This window comes from Litorimonas sp. RW-G-Af-16, assembly GCF_048319245.1.
In the GTDB taxonomy this organism is placed as follows: domain Bacteria; phylum Pseudomonadota; class Alphaproteobacteria; order Caulobacterales; family Maricaulaceae; genus Litorimonas.
On sequence record NZ_CP166993.1, the window covers coordinates 117,490 to 135,074 of the forward strand.

At 52.8% G+C, this 17,585-nt stretch carries 15 protein-coding genes and 1 pseudogene; 7 read left to right on the plus strand and 9 right to left on the minus strand.

Going from position 1 to position 17,585, the window contains the following annotated elements; genetic code table 11:
- Positions 1-34 precede the first annotated feature (34 nt).
- The gene (locus AB8615_RS00510; protein WP_409433002.1) at positions 35-427 is read right to left on the minus strand and encodes a GFA family protein; all 393 of its coding nucleotides are present in this window, start codon (positions 425-427) and stop codon (positions 35-37) included.
- Between the two features lie 76 nt (positions 428-503).
- On the opposite strand from AB8615_RS00510, the gene AB8615_RS00515 reads away from it, so the two are divergent.
- The 5 genes and pseudogenes from AB8615_RS00515 to AB8615_RS00535 form a co-directional block, all read left to right on the plus strand.
- Positions 504-1,811, plus strand: coding sequence for an O-acetylhomoserine aminocarboxypropyltransferase/cysteine synthase family protein (locus AB8615_RS00515; protein ID WP_409433003.1), 1,308 nt, complete (start codon positions 504-506; stop codon positions 1,809-1,811).
- Positions 1,811-2,617, plus strand: a complete 807-nt coding sequence (locus AB8615_RS00520) for an alpha/beta fold hydrolase (RefSeq protein ID WP_409433004.1) — start codon at positions 1,811-1,813, stop codon at positions 2,615-2,617. Before AB8615_RS00515 ends, AB8615_RS00520 begins: the two co-directional genes overlap by 1 nt.
- Entirely contained in the window at positions 2,614-4,203 is a 1,590-nt protein-coding gene (locus AB8615_RS00525) for a 3-hydroxyacyl-CoA dehydrogenase family protein (RefSeq protein ID WP_418152494.1), read from the plus strand. Before AB8615_RS00520 ends, AB8615_RS00525 begins: the two co-directional genes overlap by 4 nt.
- Positions 4,204-4,237: 34 nt before the next feature.
- Positions 4,238-4,903, plus strand: coding sequence for a hypothetical protein (locus tag AB8615_RS00530; RefSeq protein WP_418152495.1), 666 nt, complete (start codon positions 4,238-4,240; stop codon positions 4,901-4,903).
- A gap of 2 nt (positions 4,904-4,905) precedes the next feature.
- Positions 4,906-6,492: pseudogene (locus tag AB8615_RS00535) on the plus strand (AMP-binding protein); the annotation flags it as partial.
- A 592-nt stretch (positions 6,493-7,084) separates the two neighbouring features.
- Here AB8615_RS00535 and AB8615_RS00540 read toward each other — a convergent pair.
- The 5 genes from AB8615_RS00540 to AB8615_RS00560 all read right to left on the minus strand — a co-directional run bounded on the left by AB8615_RS00540 (position 7,085) and on the right by AB8615_RS00560 (position 13,820).
- Positions 7,085-7,942, minus strand: coding sequence for a TauD/TfdA family dioxygenase (locus AB8615_RS00540; protein ID WP_418152496.1), 858 nt, complete (start codon positions 7,940-7,942; stop codon positions 7,085-7,087).
- Complete coding sequence (locus tag AB8615_RS00545) at positions 7,888-8,220, minus strand: hypothetical protein (protein WP_418152497.1); 333 nt, start codon at positions 8,218-8,220, stop codon at positions 7,888-7,890. The genes AB8615_RS00540 and AB8615_RS00545 overlap by 55 nt, the downstream gene beginning before the upstream one ends.
- A 98-nt stretch (positions 8,221-8,318) precedes the next feature.
- Positions 8,319-9,884 (minus strand): glucose-6-phosphate isomerase, encoded by a 1,566-nt coding sequence (gene pgi, locus AB8615_RS00550; RefSeq protein ID WP_409433009.1) that lies wholly within the window; start codon positions 9,882-9,884, stop codon positions 8,319-8,321.
- Between the two features lie 23 nt (positions 9,885-9,907).
- Positions 9,908-10,624, minus strand: coding sequence for a ribonuclease PH (rph, locus tag AB8615_RS00555; protein ID WP_409433010.1), 717 nt, complete (start codon positions 10,622-10,624; stop codon positions 9,908-9,910).
- 79 nt (positions 10,625-10,703) lie between these two features.
- Positions 10,704-13,820, minus strand: coding sequence for an intermembrane phospholipid transport protein YdbH family protein (locus tag AB8615_RS00560; RefSeq protein WP_418152498.1), 3,117 nt, complete (start codon positions 13,818-13,820; stop codon positions 10,704-10,706).
- 232 nt (positions 13,821-14,052) lie between these two features.
- Between AB8615_RS00560 and AB8615_RS00565 the strand changes: the two genes are divergently transcribed.
- Together AB8615_RS00565 and AB8615_RS00570 are read left to right on the plus strand one after the other, a co-directional pair.
- Positions 14,053-15,471: a M23 family metallopeptidase gene (locus tag AB8615_RS00565; protein ID WP_409433012.1), complete on the plus strand. Its 1,419-nt coding sequence runs from the start codon at positions 14,053-14,055 to the stop codon at positions 15,469-15,471.
- A gap of 106 nt (positions 15,472-15,577) precedes the next feature.
- Positions 15,578-16,408, plus strand: a complete 831-nt coding sequence (locus AB8615_RS00570; RefSeq protein ID WP_409433013.1) for a DUF4282 domain-containing protein — start codon at positions 15,578-15,580, stop codon at positions 16,406-16,408.
- Between the two features lie 110 nt (positions 16,409-16,518).
- On the opposite strand, the gene AB8615_RS00575 is transcribed toward AB8615_RS00570, so the two are convergent.
- The 3 genes from AB8615_RS00575 to AB8615_RS00585 all read right to left on the minus strand — a co-directional run bounded on the left by AB8615_RS00575 (position 16,519) and on the right by AB8615_RS00585 (position 17,569).
- Positions 16,519-16,809, minus strand: coding sequence for a hypothetical protein (locus AB8615_RS00575; RefSeq protein ID WP_418152499.1), 291 nt, complete (start codon positions 16,807-16,809; stop codon positions 16,519-16,521).
- Complete coding sequence (locus tag AB8615_RS00580) at positions 16,757-17,140, minus strand: DUF4167 domain-containing protein (protein WP_418152500.1); 384 nt, start codon at positions 17,138-17,140, stop codon at positions 16,757-16,759. The genes AB8615_RS00575 and AB8615_RS00580 overlap by 53 nt, the downstream gene beginning before the upstream one ends.
- A gap of 186 nt (positions 17,141-17,326) precedes the next feature.
- Entirely contained in the window at positions 17,327-17,569 is a 243-nt protein-coding gene (locus tag AB8615_RS00585; protein WP_418152501.1) for a hypothetical protein, read from the minus strand.
- Positions 17,570-17,585: the final 16 nt, after the last annotated feature.

Genomic DNA, 17,585 nt, shown 5'->3' on the forward strand with positions numbered 1-17,585 from the left:
ATAAGCGCGATTAAAGTGCCATGATAAGCGTAGGCTATGATGTGGGGTCTTTAATCTTCGCGACATTGGCTTCCCAATGCTGCCCGTCAAAGTGAACTGTGTCAGTAATCGTGATTGTTCCTGACGTGACGCAGCGCAGATTAATACTGTAATGATCAGGGTGAGAGCGCGGGATGTAGAGCGGCTTAATCCCGCACGTCTTACAAAATAAATGCTGCGCTTGATGGGAGCCAAAGGTGTAGAGGGTAAGATTGTCTTGCCCTGAAATTTGCACGTCTTTCTGCAAAATATTGACATGCTGATACCCCGCCATCTCGCAGATGGAGCAATTACATAGCAGGAGTGTCTGCGCAGACGGAGCCTGAAAGTGAAAACTCACAGCGCCGCAATGACAGCCGCCAGAATGTTTGTCGTGATCTTGCGTCATAACTTACCCTAATGTGCTTTACATAAGACATCTTGCCCGCCAAAACAGAGATTAAATCTTTAGAGAAACACGCGTTATGAGCAAGTCCTCCTATTTAAAACCTGCCACGATTGCGCTGCATACAGGCTACACACCCGAATCGGATCACGGCTCTCGCGCAGTCCCCATCTACCAAACAACCAGCTACGCCTTTGACAGCGTGCAGGGCGCGTCGAGCCTATTTAATGTCGAGCAAGGCGGACATATTTACTCGCGCATTTCAAACCCCACGGTCGCCGTGCTAGAGCAACGCTTGGCCGCACTCGAAGGCGGGGCGGGGGCGATTTGCACGGCCTCTGGCATGTCCGCATTATTTGCGACATTCATAACGCTGTGTTCTGCTGGGGATCACATCGTCAGTTCAGAACAGATTTACGGCTCGACCGCAACGACGTTGCGCTACACGCTTAAACGTCTCGGTATTACGTGTGACTTCGTGCCGATCAATGATGCCGATGCTCTGAAAGCTGCCATCCAACCGAACACCAAACTTGTCTTCTGCGAGTCGATTTCTAACCCTGGGATGGAAGTCTCTAACCTGCCACAAATTGGAAAAATAGCGAATGAGGCGGGTGTGCCAGTCGTCGTCGATGCGACCTTCGCCACGCCGTCCCTTAACCGTCCGCTAGAACATGGCGCGAATATTGTTGTTCACTCTGTAACCAAATGGATTGGCGGCCACGGCGCAGCGATTGGTGGAGCTATCATTGATGGCGGTAATTTTAATTGGGGCGTCAAAACCGAAGACGGTTCGCCGCGCCATCCCAATCTGACCGAACCCTATGCGCCGTTTCACGGGATGAAGTTCTGGGAAGAATTTGGCCCAACAGCTTTCGTGATGAAAATTCGGTCCGAAGCCATGCGCGACCTTGGCGCGGCCATGTCGCCCCATAATGCGTTCTTGATCCTTCAGGGCGTCGAGACGTTAGAGCTGCGCATGAAACAACATGCTGCGAACACGGCCGCCCTGCGTGACTGGCTAATAGAACAAGACGGTGTGAGTTGGGTGCGCCATCCCGAAATGCGCGATGACCCCCATATCAAAGAAATGTTCCCCAAAGGCGCAGGATCAATGCTCTGCTTCGGCGTGGTTGGCGGGCGAGAGGGCGGCGCAGCCTTTATAAATGCCGTGACGCTAGCCAGCCATTTGGCGAATGTTGGCGACAGCCGCACGCTCGTCCTCCACCCTGGCAGCACAACCCATTCGCGCCTGACCAAAGACGCGATGGAGGCGGCTGGCATTTCTGAGGACTTAATCCGTGTGTCTGTCGGTCTTGAGGATATTAAAGACATCCAAGCGGATTTCGCCAAAGGGATTAAAGCTGCAAAACGGGTAGCCACTTAATGGAACTTATCATTCAAAACGCTCCCGTCTATGTCGCGACAGGCGGCAAAGACTTCGATCCGAATTTACCCACGGTTTTGTTTCTCCACGGCAGTGGCGGCGATCACCGCACTTGGGCGCTGCAAACGCGTTGGTTTGCCTATCACGGCTATTCTGTCCTCGCGCCAGACTTGCCGGGCCACAGCTTATCTGGCGGCGAAGCCTTCACATCGATCGAAGAAAGCGGGCCATGGGTATCAGACTTTCTTGACGCCGCAGGTGTAACGTCCGCGCACATTGTCGGCCACAGCCAAGGCTTTCTCAGCGGGTTGGAGCTTTATAAAACCGCGCCGCAAAAATGCCGCTCTATGTGTGCGGTGGCGACCGCTGCCGCCATTCCCGTCAATCAAGCGCTGATCGATACGGCGAAGAACAGCTCTGACAAAGCTGCGCAAATGATGTGTAATTGGGGCTTCGGCCCGAGGGCGCATATGGGCGCCAGTTCAGTCCCAGGCATGCAGCCCATTGCGATCTCCCGTGCCATCATGAGCCGCAATCCGCTGGCCGCCGACCTTCAAGCCTGCGCAGATTATACGGGAGGGGACGCGGTTGCGAAATTAATTAAATGTCCCGTTCATACTATCCTCGCGACAGATGATAAAATGACGCCCCTGAAAGCTGGGAAAGCTTTGGCGCAAGAGGTCGGCGCCGCGCCAACAATCATTCAGGGTGCAGGCCATATGCTCCCTCTCGAAGCCCCAAAAGAAACCCTCATCGCACTTCGCGCCTTTATCGAAACCGTTGAAAATCAAAGAGCTGCCGCATGAAAATTAAAAAAGTTGCAGTCATTGGGGCCGGCACGATGGGCGCCGGCATTGCGGGACAAGCAGCCAATGCGGGGTGCGAGGTCTTGCTCCTTGATTTGCCAAGCAAAGGCGCGGACGTGAACGCGCTCGCACAAAAGGGGCTGGACCGCATTTCTAATCCCGCCAACCCGGGCATTCTCAGCCCCGAAGTTGCAAAACGGATCACTGTCGGCAACACGCATGATGATTTCGCAAAGCTCGCGGAATATGACTGGGTTGCAGAGGCTATTTTAGAACGGCTTGACCTCAAGAAAGACCTCTATAAAAAATTAGATGAAGTCTGCAGAGATGACGCGATCATCTCGTCCAACACTTCAACAATTCCAATTAAATTTCTGGTCGAAGATATGCCGCTCGCGTTTCGCAAACGCTTTGCAATCACGCATTTCTTCAATCCCGTCCGCTTTATGCCCTTGCTGGAGCTTGTCGCGGGCGAAGACACAGATGCGGCCGTGATGGACGTGTTGCACGCGTTCTGTGATGCAGAATTGGGCAAGGGCGTCATCCGTTGCGCCGATACGCCAGGGTTCTTGGGCAATAGAGTCGGGTGCTACGCCATCCAAGCGGCGCTCCACACGGCCAATGATATGGGCCTCTCGCCCCAAGAAGCAGACGCCATTTTTGGACGTCCCATGGGGATTCCCAAGACGGGTGTCTTTGGTCTTTATGATTTAATTGGCATTGACTTAATGAGCGATGTCGCGAGCAGTCTTGTCTCTATTCTACCAAAAGGTGACGCGTTTCACGATGTCGGGACGAAGCTCCCGCTGATGGAACGGATGATCGCGGATGGGCAGCGGGGGCGAAAAACGGGTGCAGGGTTTTACCGCCTGAATGACGGCGCTAAGGAGGTCATTGACCTGAATACGGGTGAGTATGCCCCTGTCGAAACCCTCTCGATTCCGATTGCATTACAGGCTGAAAAAGACGGCGTCATACATGTTCTGAAAGACCGCTCAAAATACGGTGATTATGCATGGGCGGTGATGTCAAATGTTTTATCCTACGCCGCCTCGCTCGTCCCTGAAGTCGGTGATGACGGACTTGGGATCGATGACGCGATGAAGATGGGGTATAATTGGATCAAAGGTCCATTTGAATTGATTGATGAGATTGGCGTAGATTATTTAATTCATCGTCTGGAGTCGGAGCAACGCTCGGTCCCCGCCTATCTGCGTCAAGCGCAAGGGTCTTCATTCTATAACGGTTTAAAAATCCGCCAATTCGGAGGAGGTTGGTCGCCCATCATTCGGCCAGACGGTGCAATGCGGTTTAATGATCGCCGCAAAGAATTAACACCCCAGGCCGAAAATGAGGATGCCAGCTGGTACAATTTAGACGATGTTGCCATTGTTGAATTTCATTCCAAAGCCAATGCGCTCGGGGCTGGGTCTATGCAAATTCTCGCAGACGCTATCGCGGCTGTTCCCGTGCAAAACCTGCGCGGCTTGATCGTCCATAATGATGCGCAGCATTTCTCCTGCGGCGTAAACCTCAACGCAGATACGCGCTTTTTTCGAAGCGGAGGATTGGGGCGGGCTAGATAAGTTTTTAGACCATTTCCAACAAACAGTGCATGGCATGGCTGTTGCAGATTTTCCTGTTGTCGTCGCCCCTGTCGGCCTATCGCTGGGCGGGGGCTTTGAAGTTGTTTTGCACGCCAAAGAAGTCATCTGCCACGCAAATTCCAATATGGGTTTGGTCGAAAGCGGCGTCGGCGTTATCCCTGCAGGGGGCGGGTGCAAAGAAACGCTCTATCGCTGGATTGCGAAAAAAGACGGCGATGTCGAGGCCGCCGCATGGGAAGCTTTTTATGCGCTGGGCTTTGGCAAAACGGCCAGTTCTCCTATCCTTGCGAGAGAGCTGGCAATGCTGCGCGACAATGACCGTTTCGTGAATAATCGCGACCGACTTGTGGCCGAAAGCTTGGCTGCGATTGAGAGCGGGGCGGGGCAGATGCCTCTTCGACGTGACCCAACCGCGATGGTTGGGAAGCCAGTCTTTGAGCAGATGGTTGCGTGGGCCGAAGATATGGCGGCGAAGGGTAAGCTGTTCCCTCACGATGTGTATGTCTCAACCCGCATCGCAGAAATTTTAACGGGCGGGGACATTGCACCAGGTACAGTCTGGACGGAACAAGACCTGTATGATGCAGAGCGCCGCGCGTTTCTGATGCTCGCAAAAACGCCAGAGACGCAGGCGCGTATCCGGACATTGCTTGATGATGGAAAGGCCGTTCGGAATTAATTATGCCTATTGATTATGATCAGTTGGACAAGACGCGCGCCAATTATGTGCCGCTCTCTCCGCTGTCATTTCTGAACCGAACAGCCGATATTTATCCGAGCCGTAAAGCGCTTGTATATAATACGCAAAGCTGGACATGGTCAGAGGTTCGGTCGCAGTGCCGACGTTTTGCGAGTGCCTTAAAAGCTCGCAGTATTGGTCGCAACGATACGGTGTCGCTGCTGACATTTAATACGCCAGAAATGTTCCTCGCGCATTTTGCGGTGCCGATGATGGGGGCGGTGCTCAATACAATTAATACACGGCTCGATGCGCAAACGATTGCTTATATTATCGATCATGCGGAAACAAAATTATTTATTGTTGATCGCGAATTGTGGCCAGTTCTGTCAGATGCCCTAACGCAGTCAGAAGGCCAGCCAGAGGTCATCATTATCGACGACCCCTCTGCGCTGCAAAAACCCGCCCTGCCAGATCAAGCATTTACGACCTTCCAAGACTGTCTCATAGCAGGTGATCCCAACTATATGGGCGAGCCAATAGAGGATGAGTGGCAAGCGCTGTCGTTGAATTATACTTCTGGCACCACGGGACGACCTAAAGGTGTGGTCTATCATCATCGCGGATCATATCTGATGAGTCTTGGTACCGTCGCGAGTTGGGGCCTGACGCCGCATCCGCGCTACCTTTACACGGTGCCAATGTTTCATTGTAATGGCTGGGGGCATGCGTGGACGATGACATTGATGGCGGGCACGATTATTTGCCTTCGCGCATTTGATCCAAAAGCGGTGTTTGAATTAATAGAGACGCATGACGTCACGCATTTTGGCGGCGCGCCTGTTGTTTTGAACATGCTGGCCAGTGCGCCGAAGTCTGTGCAGAAAACTTTTGCGCGGGACGTGCAAGTGATGACGGCCGGAGCCCCACCGCCTGCATCAGTTCTCGCGGCGATGGCGGATTTTAATTTCAACGTCATGCACGTTTACGGTCTGACAGAGACCTATGGCCACATCCTGCAATCTGCCCCGCAAGATGACTGGAATGACCAATCTATTGCGGCGCAGGCGGCGTTAAAATCTCGCCAAGGTGTGCGTTTCGCGATGACAGAAGATGTCGATGTTTTGGACGCCGATGGTCAATCCGTTCCTCATGACGGTGTGACTATGGGAGAAATTGTCATTCGCGGGAATACGGTGATGAAAGGCTATTTACGCGATGCAGAAGCCACGCATGAGGCGTTTAAATCGGGATGGTTCGTGTCGGGTGATCTGGGCGTCATCCATAAAGACGGATATATTCAACTGAAAGACCGCGCGAAGGATATTATTATTTCTGGCGGCGAGAATATTTCATCTGTCGAAGTTGAAAGCGCGCTACAAAAGCACCCCGCTGTTGATTTGGCAGCTGTCGTCGCCATGCCAGATCCGAAATGGGGCGAGGTGCCGTGCGCCTTTGTTGAATTAAAAAGCGACGCAACGGAAGCGGAATTAATTAATTTCTGCTTGGATCATATCGCGCGGTTTAAGCGTCCGAAAAAAGTTATCTTTGAAGAATTGCCAAAAACGGCGACAGGCAAAATTCAAAAAAGATTCTTCGCGACCGAGCAGCTAGGCTTTGATATGCGCGTCGTCCCAGGCTGGGCGACGAAAGACTGTTTCGACCATGCCGCGAAAATGCTCCAATGGGTAGGTATCGTAATCAGGATCAAAACTTGCCTGATCCCAATCGCGACAAAATTTAACCGCCGCGTCAAAATATGGGTGATCCTTGAATTTCAAATGGGCGTCAGGGTCGAGGCCAACCTTGTTGGCATAATAAGGATATTGAAATATCCCGTGATGCTGCACGACCCACGCACATTCGTCGCGCACATAGGGGCGTAATATTGCTGCGGCAAAGCTGTCATGATTAAGCGGGGCGAGGTCATCGCCGAGGTCATGCACCAAAACACTCACAACCCAATCAATGTCTGCCCCGTCACGTTCTGCGCGCGTGGCGCATTGCAGGCTGTGTGTGAGACGGTCAATTTTATATCCTGCGAGCGAGTCGCGTAGCCCTTCGAGCGCCCGCATGATGCGGTCGGGGAGGGCGTAGGCAAATTCGGCCTCATGCTTGGCGAGAAAGGCGTAATCCTCTGCCGTGCCGTCCGCCATTTGTGTGAAAGAAACTGTGTCCATGCTAATCTTCTCGTCGAACTGACGTTGTTACGCCGTCACGCACTAACATGCGGTAAAGGCTCGCGGGGCCATCATGGTCGATATAACAGCCCTGCAAATGCCGATGACCCTGACGTCCATTAAAAGCTGTGCGCCCATGCAGTAAACGATAATTATCCATCATCAATAATGTCCCTGGGCGGAATGGAAAGCGGATTTGAAATTCATCACTCTCGCTCATCACGTGCAGACGTTTTCGACCCGCATAGAAAAGCGATAACGTATCATGGTCCAATGCAGGCACGTAGTCGAGCCGCGAGCTTAATCGTATCTGGCGCACAATTCCAACGTGGTCACGCTCAATCAAGGGTCCGAAATGTTCTAAGATCGCAGACGGCCCTTCATAGCGAAAGCGCACAGAGACCCGCTCCAACACATCGGCTTGATCAGGTGCTTCGCGGCGCAACGCCTCTGCAATCGCCATGCCGTCGACCAATGTTGAGAGCCCGCCAGACACCTCATTGCGCAGGCAGTGCAAATATTGAATTCCTGGGACGGGCGCGCGGTAGGGATTATCCGTATGGGACGCGAGCGCGACATCTGTATAGGCGAGATCAGACGGATTTGGTTTCATCTCCACATTAAATAACTCGCCGAAATTCGTCTCGCGCAAATAGCCAAAACGCCGTGCCAGAAATTTAAGACTATCGCGATCTGTCGGCGTGTTCTGCAGAATACAAAAACCGTGGCGGAAATAATCTTCCAAGAGGGATTTCATTTTTGCGGGTTGATCTAGGTCGGCCCAATCTGCTTCAGGCAATCGATTTAAAGAGGCATCCCAACTTTGGGGGAGGGCAAAGCCTCCGCATGAGGCGCCCACCCAAGCTCCTGCAGCGTATCTTGTAGAGATAAAGATAAAGTCTCGCCTGAATTAAATGTCAGCTTTATCGCGTCTGCCGTTGTGTCATTTATCTGTGATACCACTAAATCATCTGGTAATTCACTGTGCTCATAAAGGCGTTGATGGCTGATGGGATCAAAGACGTTTTCGCCATTGACCCGCTCACGAAGCCAGAGTGGGTGGAGAACTTGTCGTTGTCCAGAAAAGCTCAGAGCGAGACCGCCTGTATCTGGATCAATCGTAGCTAAAGCAGACATGAGCATCTCCATGATAGCCTGCGAATAATGTCCCCAGATTATCAGAAAATGCGGCGCAGCCTAGCGCGAAAATGCACCATTAGAAAAAATGAAGTGTCTTAACTAGACGCGTCTTTGAACAAAGACATGAGGGCTGTGGTGCTGGGGTCGTGATCGCCTGTATCGCCAGTCTTTAATTCGCTCAGGATTTTTGTTGCCAAGACTTTGCCCAATTCCACGCCCCATTGATCAAAGGAATTTACATTCCAAATTACACCTTGCACGAAGACTTTATGCTCATAAAGCGCAATTAAATGCCCAAGTGCGAAGGGGGATAGTTCGTCCAAAGTCAGTGTCGTCGAAGGGCGATTTCCTGGAAAAGTTTTTTGCGGCGCAATCGCATCGGCATCTGTGCGGTCGCCTAATTCCTCGCGGACAACATGTTCTGATTTGCCGAGCATCAAGGCTTCGCTTTGCGCAAAACAATTTGCCAATAAGGCAGTGTGGTGGTCTGGCCGCGCCGAGTGATCGTTCAAAACAGCCACGAAATCAACGGGCGCACCGGGTGTGCCTTGGTGCAGCCATTGGAAGAATGCGTGTTGTCCATTTGTGCCCTCATCGCCCCAAATAATAGGGCAGGTCAGGCCAGCCTCTTCGCCGTCTCGCGTGATACGTTTGCCGTTACTTTCCATTTCCAACTGTTGCAGAAAGGCCGCAAGTTTACGGATGCGCTGCGCATATGGGATCACTGCGAGGGAGCTATAGCCCAGCACATTGCGGTTCCAGATTCCGACCATCGCCATCATCACAGGTAAGTTGTCTTGCAAGGGTTGATCTCGGAAATGCATATCCATCGCCGCCGCCCCTTTGAGAAATTGATCAAAGCTCTCAGGTCCGTAAGCTATTTGTAGGGATAGCCCCACGGCTGACCAAACAGAATAACGCCCGCCGACCCAATCCCAGAAATCAAAAATCTGATCAGACGGGATGCCGAAAGCTTCTGCCCCTGTGCGGTTCGCCGTGACAGCCAGCATATGATCGCCCGCCTTATCGCCAAGCGTTTCCGCCAGCCAGTTGCGCACGGCATCGCCGTTCATTTTGGTTTCTTGGGTGCCGAAAGATTTGGACACGACAATGGCAAGCGTCTCTTTTGGGTCGAGGCCAGAGATTGCGTCATTGACCGATGCTCCGTCGATATTTTCCGCAAAGCGCAACGTCAAGCTAGGCTCGCCATTCGCGGCAAATGCATCAGCGACAAGACGGGGCCCAAGATCGGAGCCGCCAATGCCGATATGGATGATATTTTTGAACTTACCGTCTTCGCGAATTTTTCGCGCGAAGGCCGCCATATGGTCGCGCATATCAGCGACGTCTTTTTTGACAGCGGTCGATCCGCCTACGCCGCGAAGTGCCATGTGTAAGACGGCGCGGTCCTCTGACGTATTGACTTTCTCGCCCGCGAATAATTTTGCACGCCATTCTTCTAGGTGACACGCCGCCGCGAGGGACAGCAGCGCCTCTTTGGCGGATTGACTGATCGCTTGCTTGGAAAAGTCAGCGCGCAACGGCCCTTCACGCAGGACAAAATTCTCCATGCGACGCGGTTCAGTTTTAAAGAGATCAGCAATGCCAATGCTTTTCGTAGCTAGGTCTTCAAGCTTTTTAAAGTGTTCGTCGCGCGTCATGGTCGTTCATTTCTTTTAATTAATTACGCCTTGAGCGCAGCTTTTTGCATGGCGCATAATTCCGTCACGCCTTTGTCCGCAAGACGTGTCAGCTCGGCCATCTCGGAGGCTTTGAAGGGTGTGTCTTCGGCGGAGGCCTGCACTTCGATAATACCGCCGTCATCCGTCAGGACAAAATTGGCATCAGCTTGCGCGGTGCTGTCCTCGGTATATTCTAAATCCAGGCGACATTCGCCGTCGACAATCCCGCAACTCACGGCGGCCATATTGGCATAGACTGGGTTTTCTTTAAGCTCACCTGTCTCAACAAGTTTTTGGCAAGCTTGATAGAGCGCAACCCAAGCGCCAGAGATCGACGCTGTCCGCGTGCCGCCATCGGCTTGCATCACATCGCAATCTAAAATGATCTGACGCTCGCCAAGTTTTTGCAGGTCAATCACGGCGCGCAAAGAGCGTCCGATCAAGCGTTGAATTTCAACAGTCCGCCCGCCTTGCTTCCCCCGCGCGGCTTCGCGATTATTTCGAGAATGAGTAGAACGCGGTAGCATACCGTATTCCGCCGTCACCCAACCCTTGCCCTTGCCCTTCATCCAGCGTGGGACTGAGCTGTCGACGGAGGCTGTGCAGAGGACATGAGTGTTTCCGAATTTTGCCAAGCACGACCCTTCGGCATAGCGCGAAACACCGACCTCAAAAGTGACGTCACGCAGTTGATCGGCAGCACGGTTATCAGGGCGCATAAGGCTCTCCAGTCGGGGGGATAAAATTAACTGCGCGCCTGATAGCGAAATTGACGCGAAAAGGCTAGCGCTAAGCGGATTATTCCGTCTTCACGCTTATGCCTTGATCGGCGAGTTGCGCTTTGATTTGTGCGCTGGTGTTAAAGCTGCGCAGGATATTAAATAATTCGCCCTCAATCCCAACATCAAAAGCGAAAGGTTGCCCATTCAACACGTCTGGGTTTTTGCCGTCAAAGGCCAGGCCGACTTTCACATCACCGTCCAACGGTCCGTTTACTTCAGCGGATAATTCACGATAGCGGAAATCTTTGAGAGCCTCCAGCGCCTTGCCAGCATATTCATTGGCTTGGCCTGCTGCCGCAGCTTCTTTGGCGGTATATTTGATGACGCCGCCGTCTTTGACAAATAATCGCCCGCCATCGACGCGCACATCAATGCCAGAAATCACAATGGGGAAAGTGCCTTCGAGATCGCCTGTCGCTTCAATCGCGCCGTCGCCCAAATTGTTTAAAAACTCACCCAGCCCGACTTTATCAAGACGCAAAACCACTCGGTTTTCTGTCGCTGCATATTTCCACGTAAATGGGTCGAGCGAGAAAAACCCGTCGCCTAGCGGCCAGCGCGCAGAGTAAACTTTCACGCCGTCTTCGACAAATTCATATTCGATCACGCCGTTTTCCAATGGGAGGCCAGGGTCAAATTTCTCAACTGTCAGCGTCTGCCGTCCCCGCGTTTTCAGCGGCAGAACGGAGGCGAGATCAAGCTCCGTATTGACGTTGGTCAACGGGCCAGGGGCTGTGCCGATATTCATATTGATCAGCTTGGCTGTACCAGAACTTTGCAGGGGTTGGTTGGCACCAAAGGCCAGATTGATCTTGGCCGAAGCTTGGCCTTCGACACGCGCAATTTTTCCGCGCAGCGTTGGGATCAGGGCTTGGGGCTGCAATTTCCCAGGCTTAAACTGCAGGGCGTCTATTGTGACAACTGCCGTGCCTTGGCTATCGCGGATTGTGTAATCAATGTCGATCGGCGTGTCATTGGCTTGCGGGAGGAAGGCAATCGCTTCGCCTTCATATTGCCCGTTCACGAAATTCACACGGCCTTTGATCGGCATGGGGGGCAGGTCATTGCCCGTCAGTTTCACTCGCCCACCTTCATGAGTAAGGCGATAATCATTCGGTGTCCCCGCCACATCAAGGCTGATTGCTTTGGCTTGCACGAGGTCTGATTGCACATCCGCTAGCGGCGCTGTGAGCGTAAATTCAGGCGTCTGCCCTGTGGTGAGCTGTGTTGTGAAAGCACCGTCACCCAGTGCGATGCGCGTATTCGGTCCCGGCAAATCTTCACTGGTGATCAGGGCATTAGCATATGTCCCAGACCAGTCTTGCTGCAAAGCGCCGCCCACCGTTTTGAGCGCACCAGAGATATTCGTCTTGGCCGCGCTGACCTCTAACCGCGCTGGCTCGGTCAGGCGATCTGCGCTCAGTATCACGTCAGATAGGATTGCATTGATTTTAGCCGTGTCGCCAGTGCGCGTGTAGAGTGGGGCGGCGGGCGCGAGGGTCGCCGTGACTTTGCTGGCCAGCCAGTCCGTCTGCGTTGCGATCTTAGCGGCAGACACACGGCCTCCGTCTGCAGGCATAAAATTTAGCGCCATTGTATTGGGTCGAAGGATGACGTCCATACGTCCACCCGTTTTTAGCGCCTCCACAATCGCGCCAGGGATCGAGCCGTCATAATTAATTTTACCGTTCAGTCCGACTGTGCGCCTTGCAAGGTTTGTCCCGTCATATTCGACCATCGCGGAGAAAGGCCGCAGCCTGGCTGGGACACGCTTATTTTGCCACGTCGATTGTGTTTTAATGCGCGCCTTGAATTGGTTGACTTGGTCGATCTGCCAACCATTGATAGACTGCGCGGCGAATTCTACGCCCGTCGCAGACAGGTCTACGGGCTGTGTCATTTGCACATCGAACCGCGCCAACAGTACCTGTTTCGCACGGTCAAATTGATATGTCGGAACGGGAAGCGCCGCGGCGGCAGGCCTTAATGTCAGGGTTGTCGCATCAGATGTGACGATCAAGGGCTCGGACAAAGTCACCTCCGCGCCGCCTGCATCACGCTGAATATCGCCCGCCGCCGAGACGCGACTTTCAGTCAACAGCGCCAAAAGCTTGCGCTCTAAATCGCCCACGAAATTTTCTGCAATCGGGGTTGTGGATAAGGCGGGCGATAAGGACAGCGTGCGCGCCAAATCACGGGTGCGGATCGGATCGGGCAGGCGCAGGGATGCAACATCTGCCCGCCATGTCCCGCGTAAATCAGGTAAAGCGTCCGTCAATTCCACGTCACCCCGCCAGTCCATCTGGCCTGTTTTCAGCGCAACCTGCGCCGTGTTCAGTGTCTCAAATGTCGCGTTGATGTCGCCACGAAAAGCCCGCTGCCCTTCCGCGATGTCTGGATAGCCGTCAAAGGTAATCTGAACCTCTGTGCCGTCAAAGGCAGGGTGATCCAGCAAGGGCAAATTCGCGCTGCCTTGCGTTTTGATGAGGCCGTCTTCGCGCACGATATCAATAGCCGCGCGGACAGTCGCAATCCCGTCTTTAAGGGTAAGCTTTGTCTCGGGCAGGGTAAGGTCTGCGGTAAAATTTTGCGTGTCACTGATTTTGGCGTCAGCCCTCACGTCGGCTGTGCCATAAGGTGTGCGCAGCGTGAACAGCCCGTCTGTGACAGTGACGCCCTCTGGTGGAAATCCTCCTTCATCCGTTTGCCCCATGCCGGGCGGCACCCAGCCATCTATAATTTTACCTTGCGCATCGAGCGTCACGGTGGCGCTCGGTTTTGTAAACGCCAGTCGCTTAAACCGTCCCTCTAGCGCATCTCGCCATTCATAATCGGCGCGAATTTTGTCAGCCGCAAAAAACCGCTCGTCCTCATAGCTCAGCTTGACTTTGTTGAGTATGATATGCGTCTTGTCGATGTCTTGAATGGACAACTCTGCCGTGATGCCGTCCTCAGCCAAGGTATCAATCGCCAACTGTTCCAGCAGCCCCATGCGGTTGGACCACGCCCAATAGAGCGCCATCGCCGCGATCAGCAGCACGAATAGGACAGCCCATAACAGCCAGACCCACCAAGGTCGCCGCTTGCGATCTGCCTTTATCGGCGGGGGTGATATAGTCTCAACTGCGGTCAAACTGCCATTTCGGTTTGCGGGAACTGCCGCGTCATTGCATAAAGTATGTGAGCATGACACCCATACCCCCCGCTCTACGCTTTCAGACTGGCTTGCACCATAATTTTTCGTAAGTTTACGTGGTAATTAGGATGCGTTAACCAAGTTGTAGGAATCGTGCTGGCATTATGGGGCTTGTTCATCACTATTGAGATCAACGATGCCGTTTGGCGTCCTAGCAGGCATGGGGCTTATGTCAGATTATAAAACGCAGCTAAAACAAGGCCTGACTGAACGGCTCGTCGCCTTTCGGCACTACAGCCATACAGTTGTGCCCAAGGATAGCCGTCACCGTTTTCTGATTGCGTCCGTCGCCGTGAGCGCGCTCGTTTTGGTTGCAATGCCAAAATCAGAGTCTGGCATTGCCGAAGCTTCGGTTGAAACGCCTGAGCTTGCTGCGATTGATCTGGCCTCCTTTGACATGTCGACAGACTTAGCGACAGAATTGCTGAACACAAAAACGGTCGAGTTTAAATTGCGCTCTGGCGACAATCTGGGACCGCTCTTGCAGAAAAACGGATTATCGGGCGGGGAGGCCTACCGTGTGACGCAAGCCTTTGCGTCTGTCTACAAGCCGAAGAACCTCCGCGTAGGGCAGACGTTCCAAATGCATTTCACAAACGACTCTCTCGATCATCTGACGTTTAAACCAAATGTCGAAAGCAGCGTATTTGTATCCCGCGTCGGCGAAGACTTTAAAGCTCGCAAAATTGATCATAGCTTTAAATATGAAACAATCGGCGTTGCCGCGACGATCAACAACTCACTTTACGTCGATGCCACAAAATTGGGCGCGCCAGACAAGGTCGTCGCGCAATTCGCCAATATCTACGAATACTCCGTCGACTTCCAACGCGACATCCAGCCTGGCGATGAGTTCGAGATGTTTTTTGAAGTCGCGCGCGATCGTAAGGGCAAGATCATCAAAGCAGGTGATTTGCTTTATACAAGCTTCAGCCCGCGCGGAAAGCAGTCTGAATACTATCTCTTCAAAGACGATAAAGGCCGCGAGAATTTTTACGATGCTGACGGCAAAACGGCGAAGCGCAAACTCCGCGCCACACCCATCAATGGTGCGCGCCTATCCTCATCCTATGGTAAGCGCAGACATCCGATTTTGGGCTACCGTAAAATGCATACTGGCGTTGATTTCGCAGCCCCTCGCGGCACCCCAATCTTGGCCGCTGGCTCAGGCACGGTTGAACGCGCCAATCGTTATGGCGGTTACGGGAATTATATTCTCATTCGCCACACGGACGGCTACAAAACAGCCTATGCACATTTAAATAAATTCGCGCGCGGTGTTCGGGCGGGTGCCTATGTAACCCAAGATCAAGTGATCGGCTATGTCGGCACGACAGGTCGTTCGACAGGGCCGCACCTGCATTATGAAGTCCATCATCACGGCAAGAAGATCAATCCGCGTAGCTTGAGCCAGCTATCTGGCAAGCCACTTTCTGCCTCCGCCATGCCAGAGTTTAAAGCGCGTCGCGCAGAGATTGATAAAGCCCGCCGCAACTCACAAACAATTCGCCCTGCGGCTTTGGTCGTCGAAAATAATACTGCGGCGACAATATCGTCACCTACTATCAATACATCGCCCGCTAATTAATTATTGAGGGTAAATCAATTTGCTATTCACCCTCTATGGGAAGCAACTTGCTACGCGTTAATTAAAAGCCTATATTCCTCGGAACGTATAACCAAGGAAAAGTGCCATGCGCGATCTTATTAATTTCTTTTTCTCCTTCGATAAATTGATGAAGGAAAAACTAGTCATTGTTTTTTATTGGCTCGCGCTCATCGTGGCGCTGATAGCCTTTGTTTCGACAGCATTTGAGACCGTGCGGTTGGGCCCACTCTCTGATGTTCTCGACTTCGTCAATTTCTTTGCGGGAATGCTGCTTGTATTAGTTGGTCTGCGACTGCTGTGTGAAATTGCGGTTGCGATTTTTCGGATCAACAATAATTTGTCTCCGGATGGGGGCAAGTCCGAAACTGCAGATATTGACCCGATGGCGGAAGCTCGCAAGGCCGCTGAGGCCGCCGCGATCCGTGCACGCGAAGTCGCCAAGGCGACAGGCGAGAAAACAAAATCAACTTTCTCTGATGTAAAGGATTCCGTTGAAGACGCAGCAGATACCGTCACTGCAAAAGCGAAATCTGCGACACAGGCGACGAAGTCCCGCACCGAAGACATTATGGGCAAAGGCAGCGTTCATGACCCTGCGGACGATCCAACGCCTGTCAAAATATTAGAGCCTAAGGCGACGACAAAAACGCGGGCGAAGCGCAAAACTGCCGCTAAGCCAGTTGCAAGAAAAACGTCTGCAAAGAAGCCTGCCACGACGAAACCTGCCACGACGAAACCTGCCACGAAAAAAACTGCAGCCAAGAAAGCGCCTGCGAAGTCTAAGGCGGCGAAGCCCAAAACAACTGGCGCAAAGCGGGGGCCGAAAAAGGGTCAAAAAGTGAAGCGCGATGCGCAGGGGCGCTTACTGAAAAAAGACGGCACACTTCGCGCGAAACCCGGTCCGAAGAAAAGCTAGCTGCCTGACCAAGTTCTGCCGTTCCATGCAAAAACCCCGCTCAACTTGATGTTGGCGGGATTTTTATTTTCTACATTAATCAGAAGTGTGGTCGGTCACGGCGTTCGATCTTACTCAGCGGCGTCGACAGTCTCTTCAGGTTTGCGGCGCGTTGGAGCGCGGCGACGACGTTTCGGTGCATCCCCATCGTCCTCAGATGTCGCGGTGTCACTACCCGACTCTGCTTCAATCTCAGCTACTTTTCTGCGCTTTTTAGGTTTTTCCGCCTGCGTCTCAATCACGTCCAATTCGGCAGGTGCATCATCTAACGTCGACTTCCGCTTTGGCTTAGATGACTTGTCACTGCTCTCAGGCGAGATCAGATTTGTCAGACCGATCACGGCGTGAATTGCGATTATCACGACGCCCATGATTGTCCTGATCATCATCGTTGTTTTGAGAGTTTTCGCGCGCCGCCCGCGCCGCTTCGCGTTCTTCTTGCGCGGCTTGTTTCGCCGCCTCTTGCGCATTCATCAGGCGCAGATAATGCTCTGCGTGCTGGCGGTAATTTTCCGCCTTTACGCGATTGCCAGAACTCATCGCATCTCGCGCAAGAGTCGTGTATTTTTCATAAATCGTGCTGGCCGTGCCGCGCACTTTTACATCCGGCCCGTTGCTGTCGAGCGACCGGTTGCTGTTATTTTTGTTGCCGTTATTATTGTTATTGCGACTACGTCCGCGTTGGCGTTTCATCGAAATGTCCTTTTAAGTTTCCCAAATATTTTCCATCCGAAATACAATTCCAGATAACCACGATTTGAGCGATTGGTAGGGTGCCGAAAGGTTTAAGGCAAACTCACTACCTCTTTGGCCTAGCAAAGTCGCGCCAGTTCGCAAAGCATTTTTTGCGGCATTTTGGCAATTAAATTCAGGCACTTTTCAACTAGACCATTGTCCCATGACCACTCTGTCCTGTCCGCCGAGGTCTTTGAGACAGGCGACGGCTGTAAATCCAGCCGCTTCAAACATACCCAAAACAGCCTCGCCTTGGTCATACCCAATCTCTACGAGAAGCCAGCCCCCCGCGCGCAAGTGATACTGCGCCCCCTCAATTATAATTGGATAAGGCGCCAAGCCATCAGGACCGCCCCGCAGCGCCAAAGGCGGGTCATAGTCTCGCACTTCAACGTCCAGACCC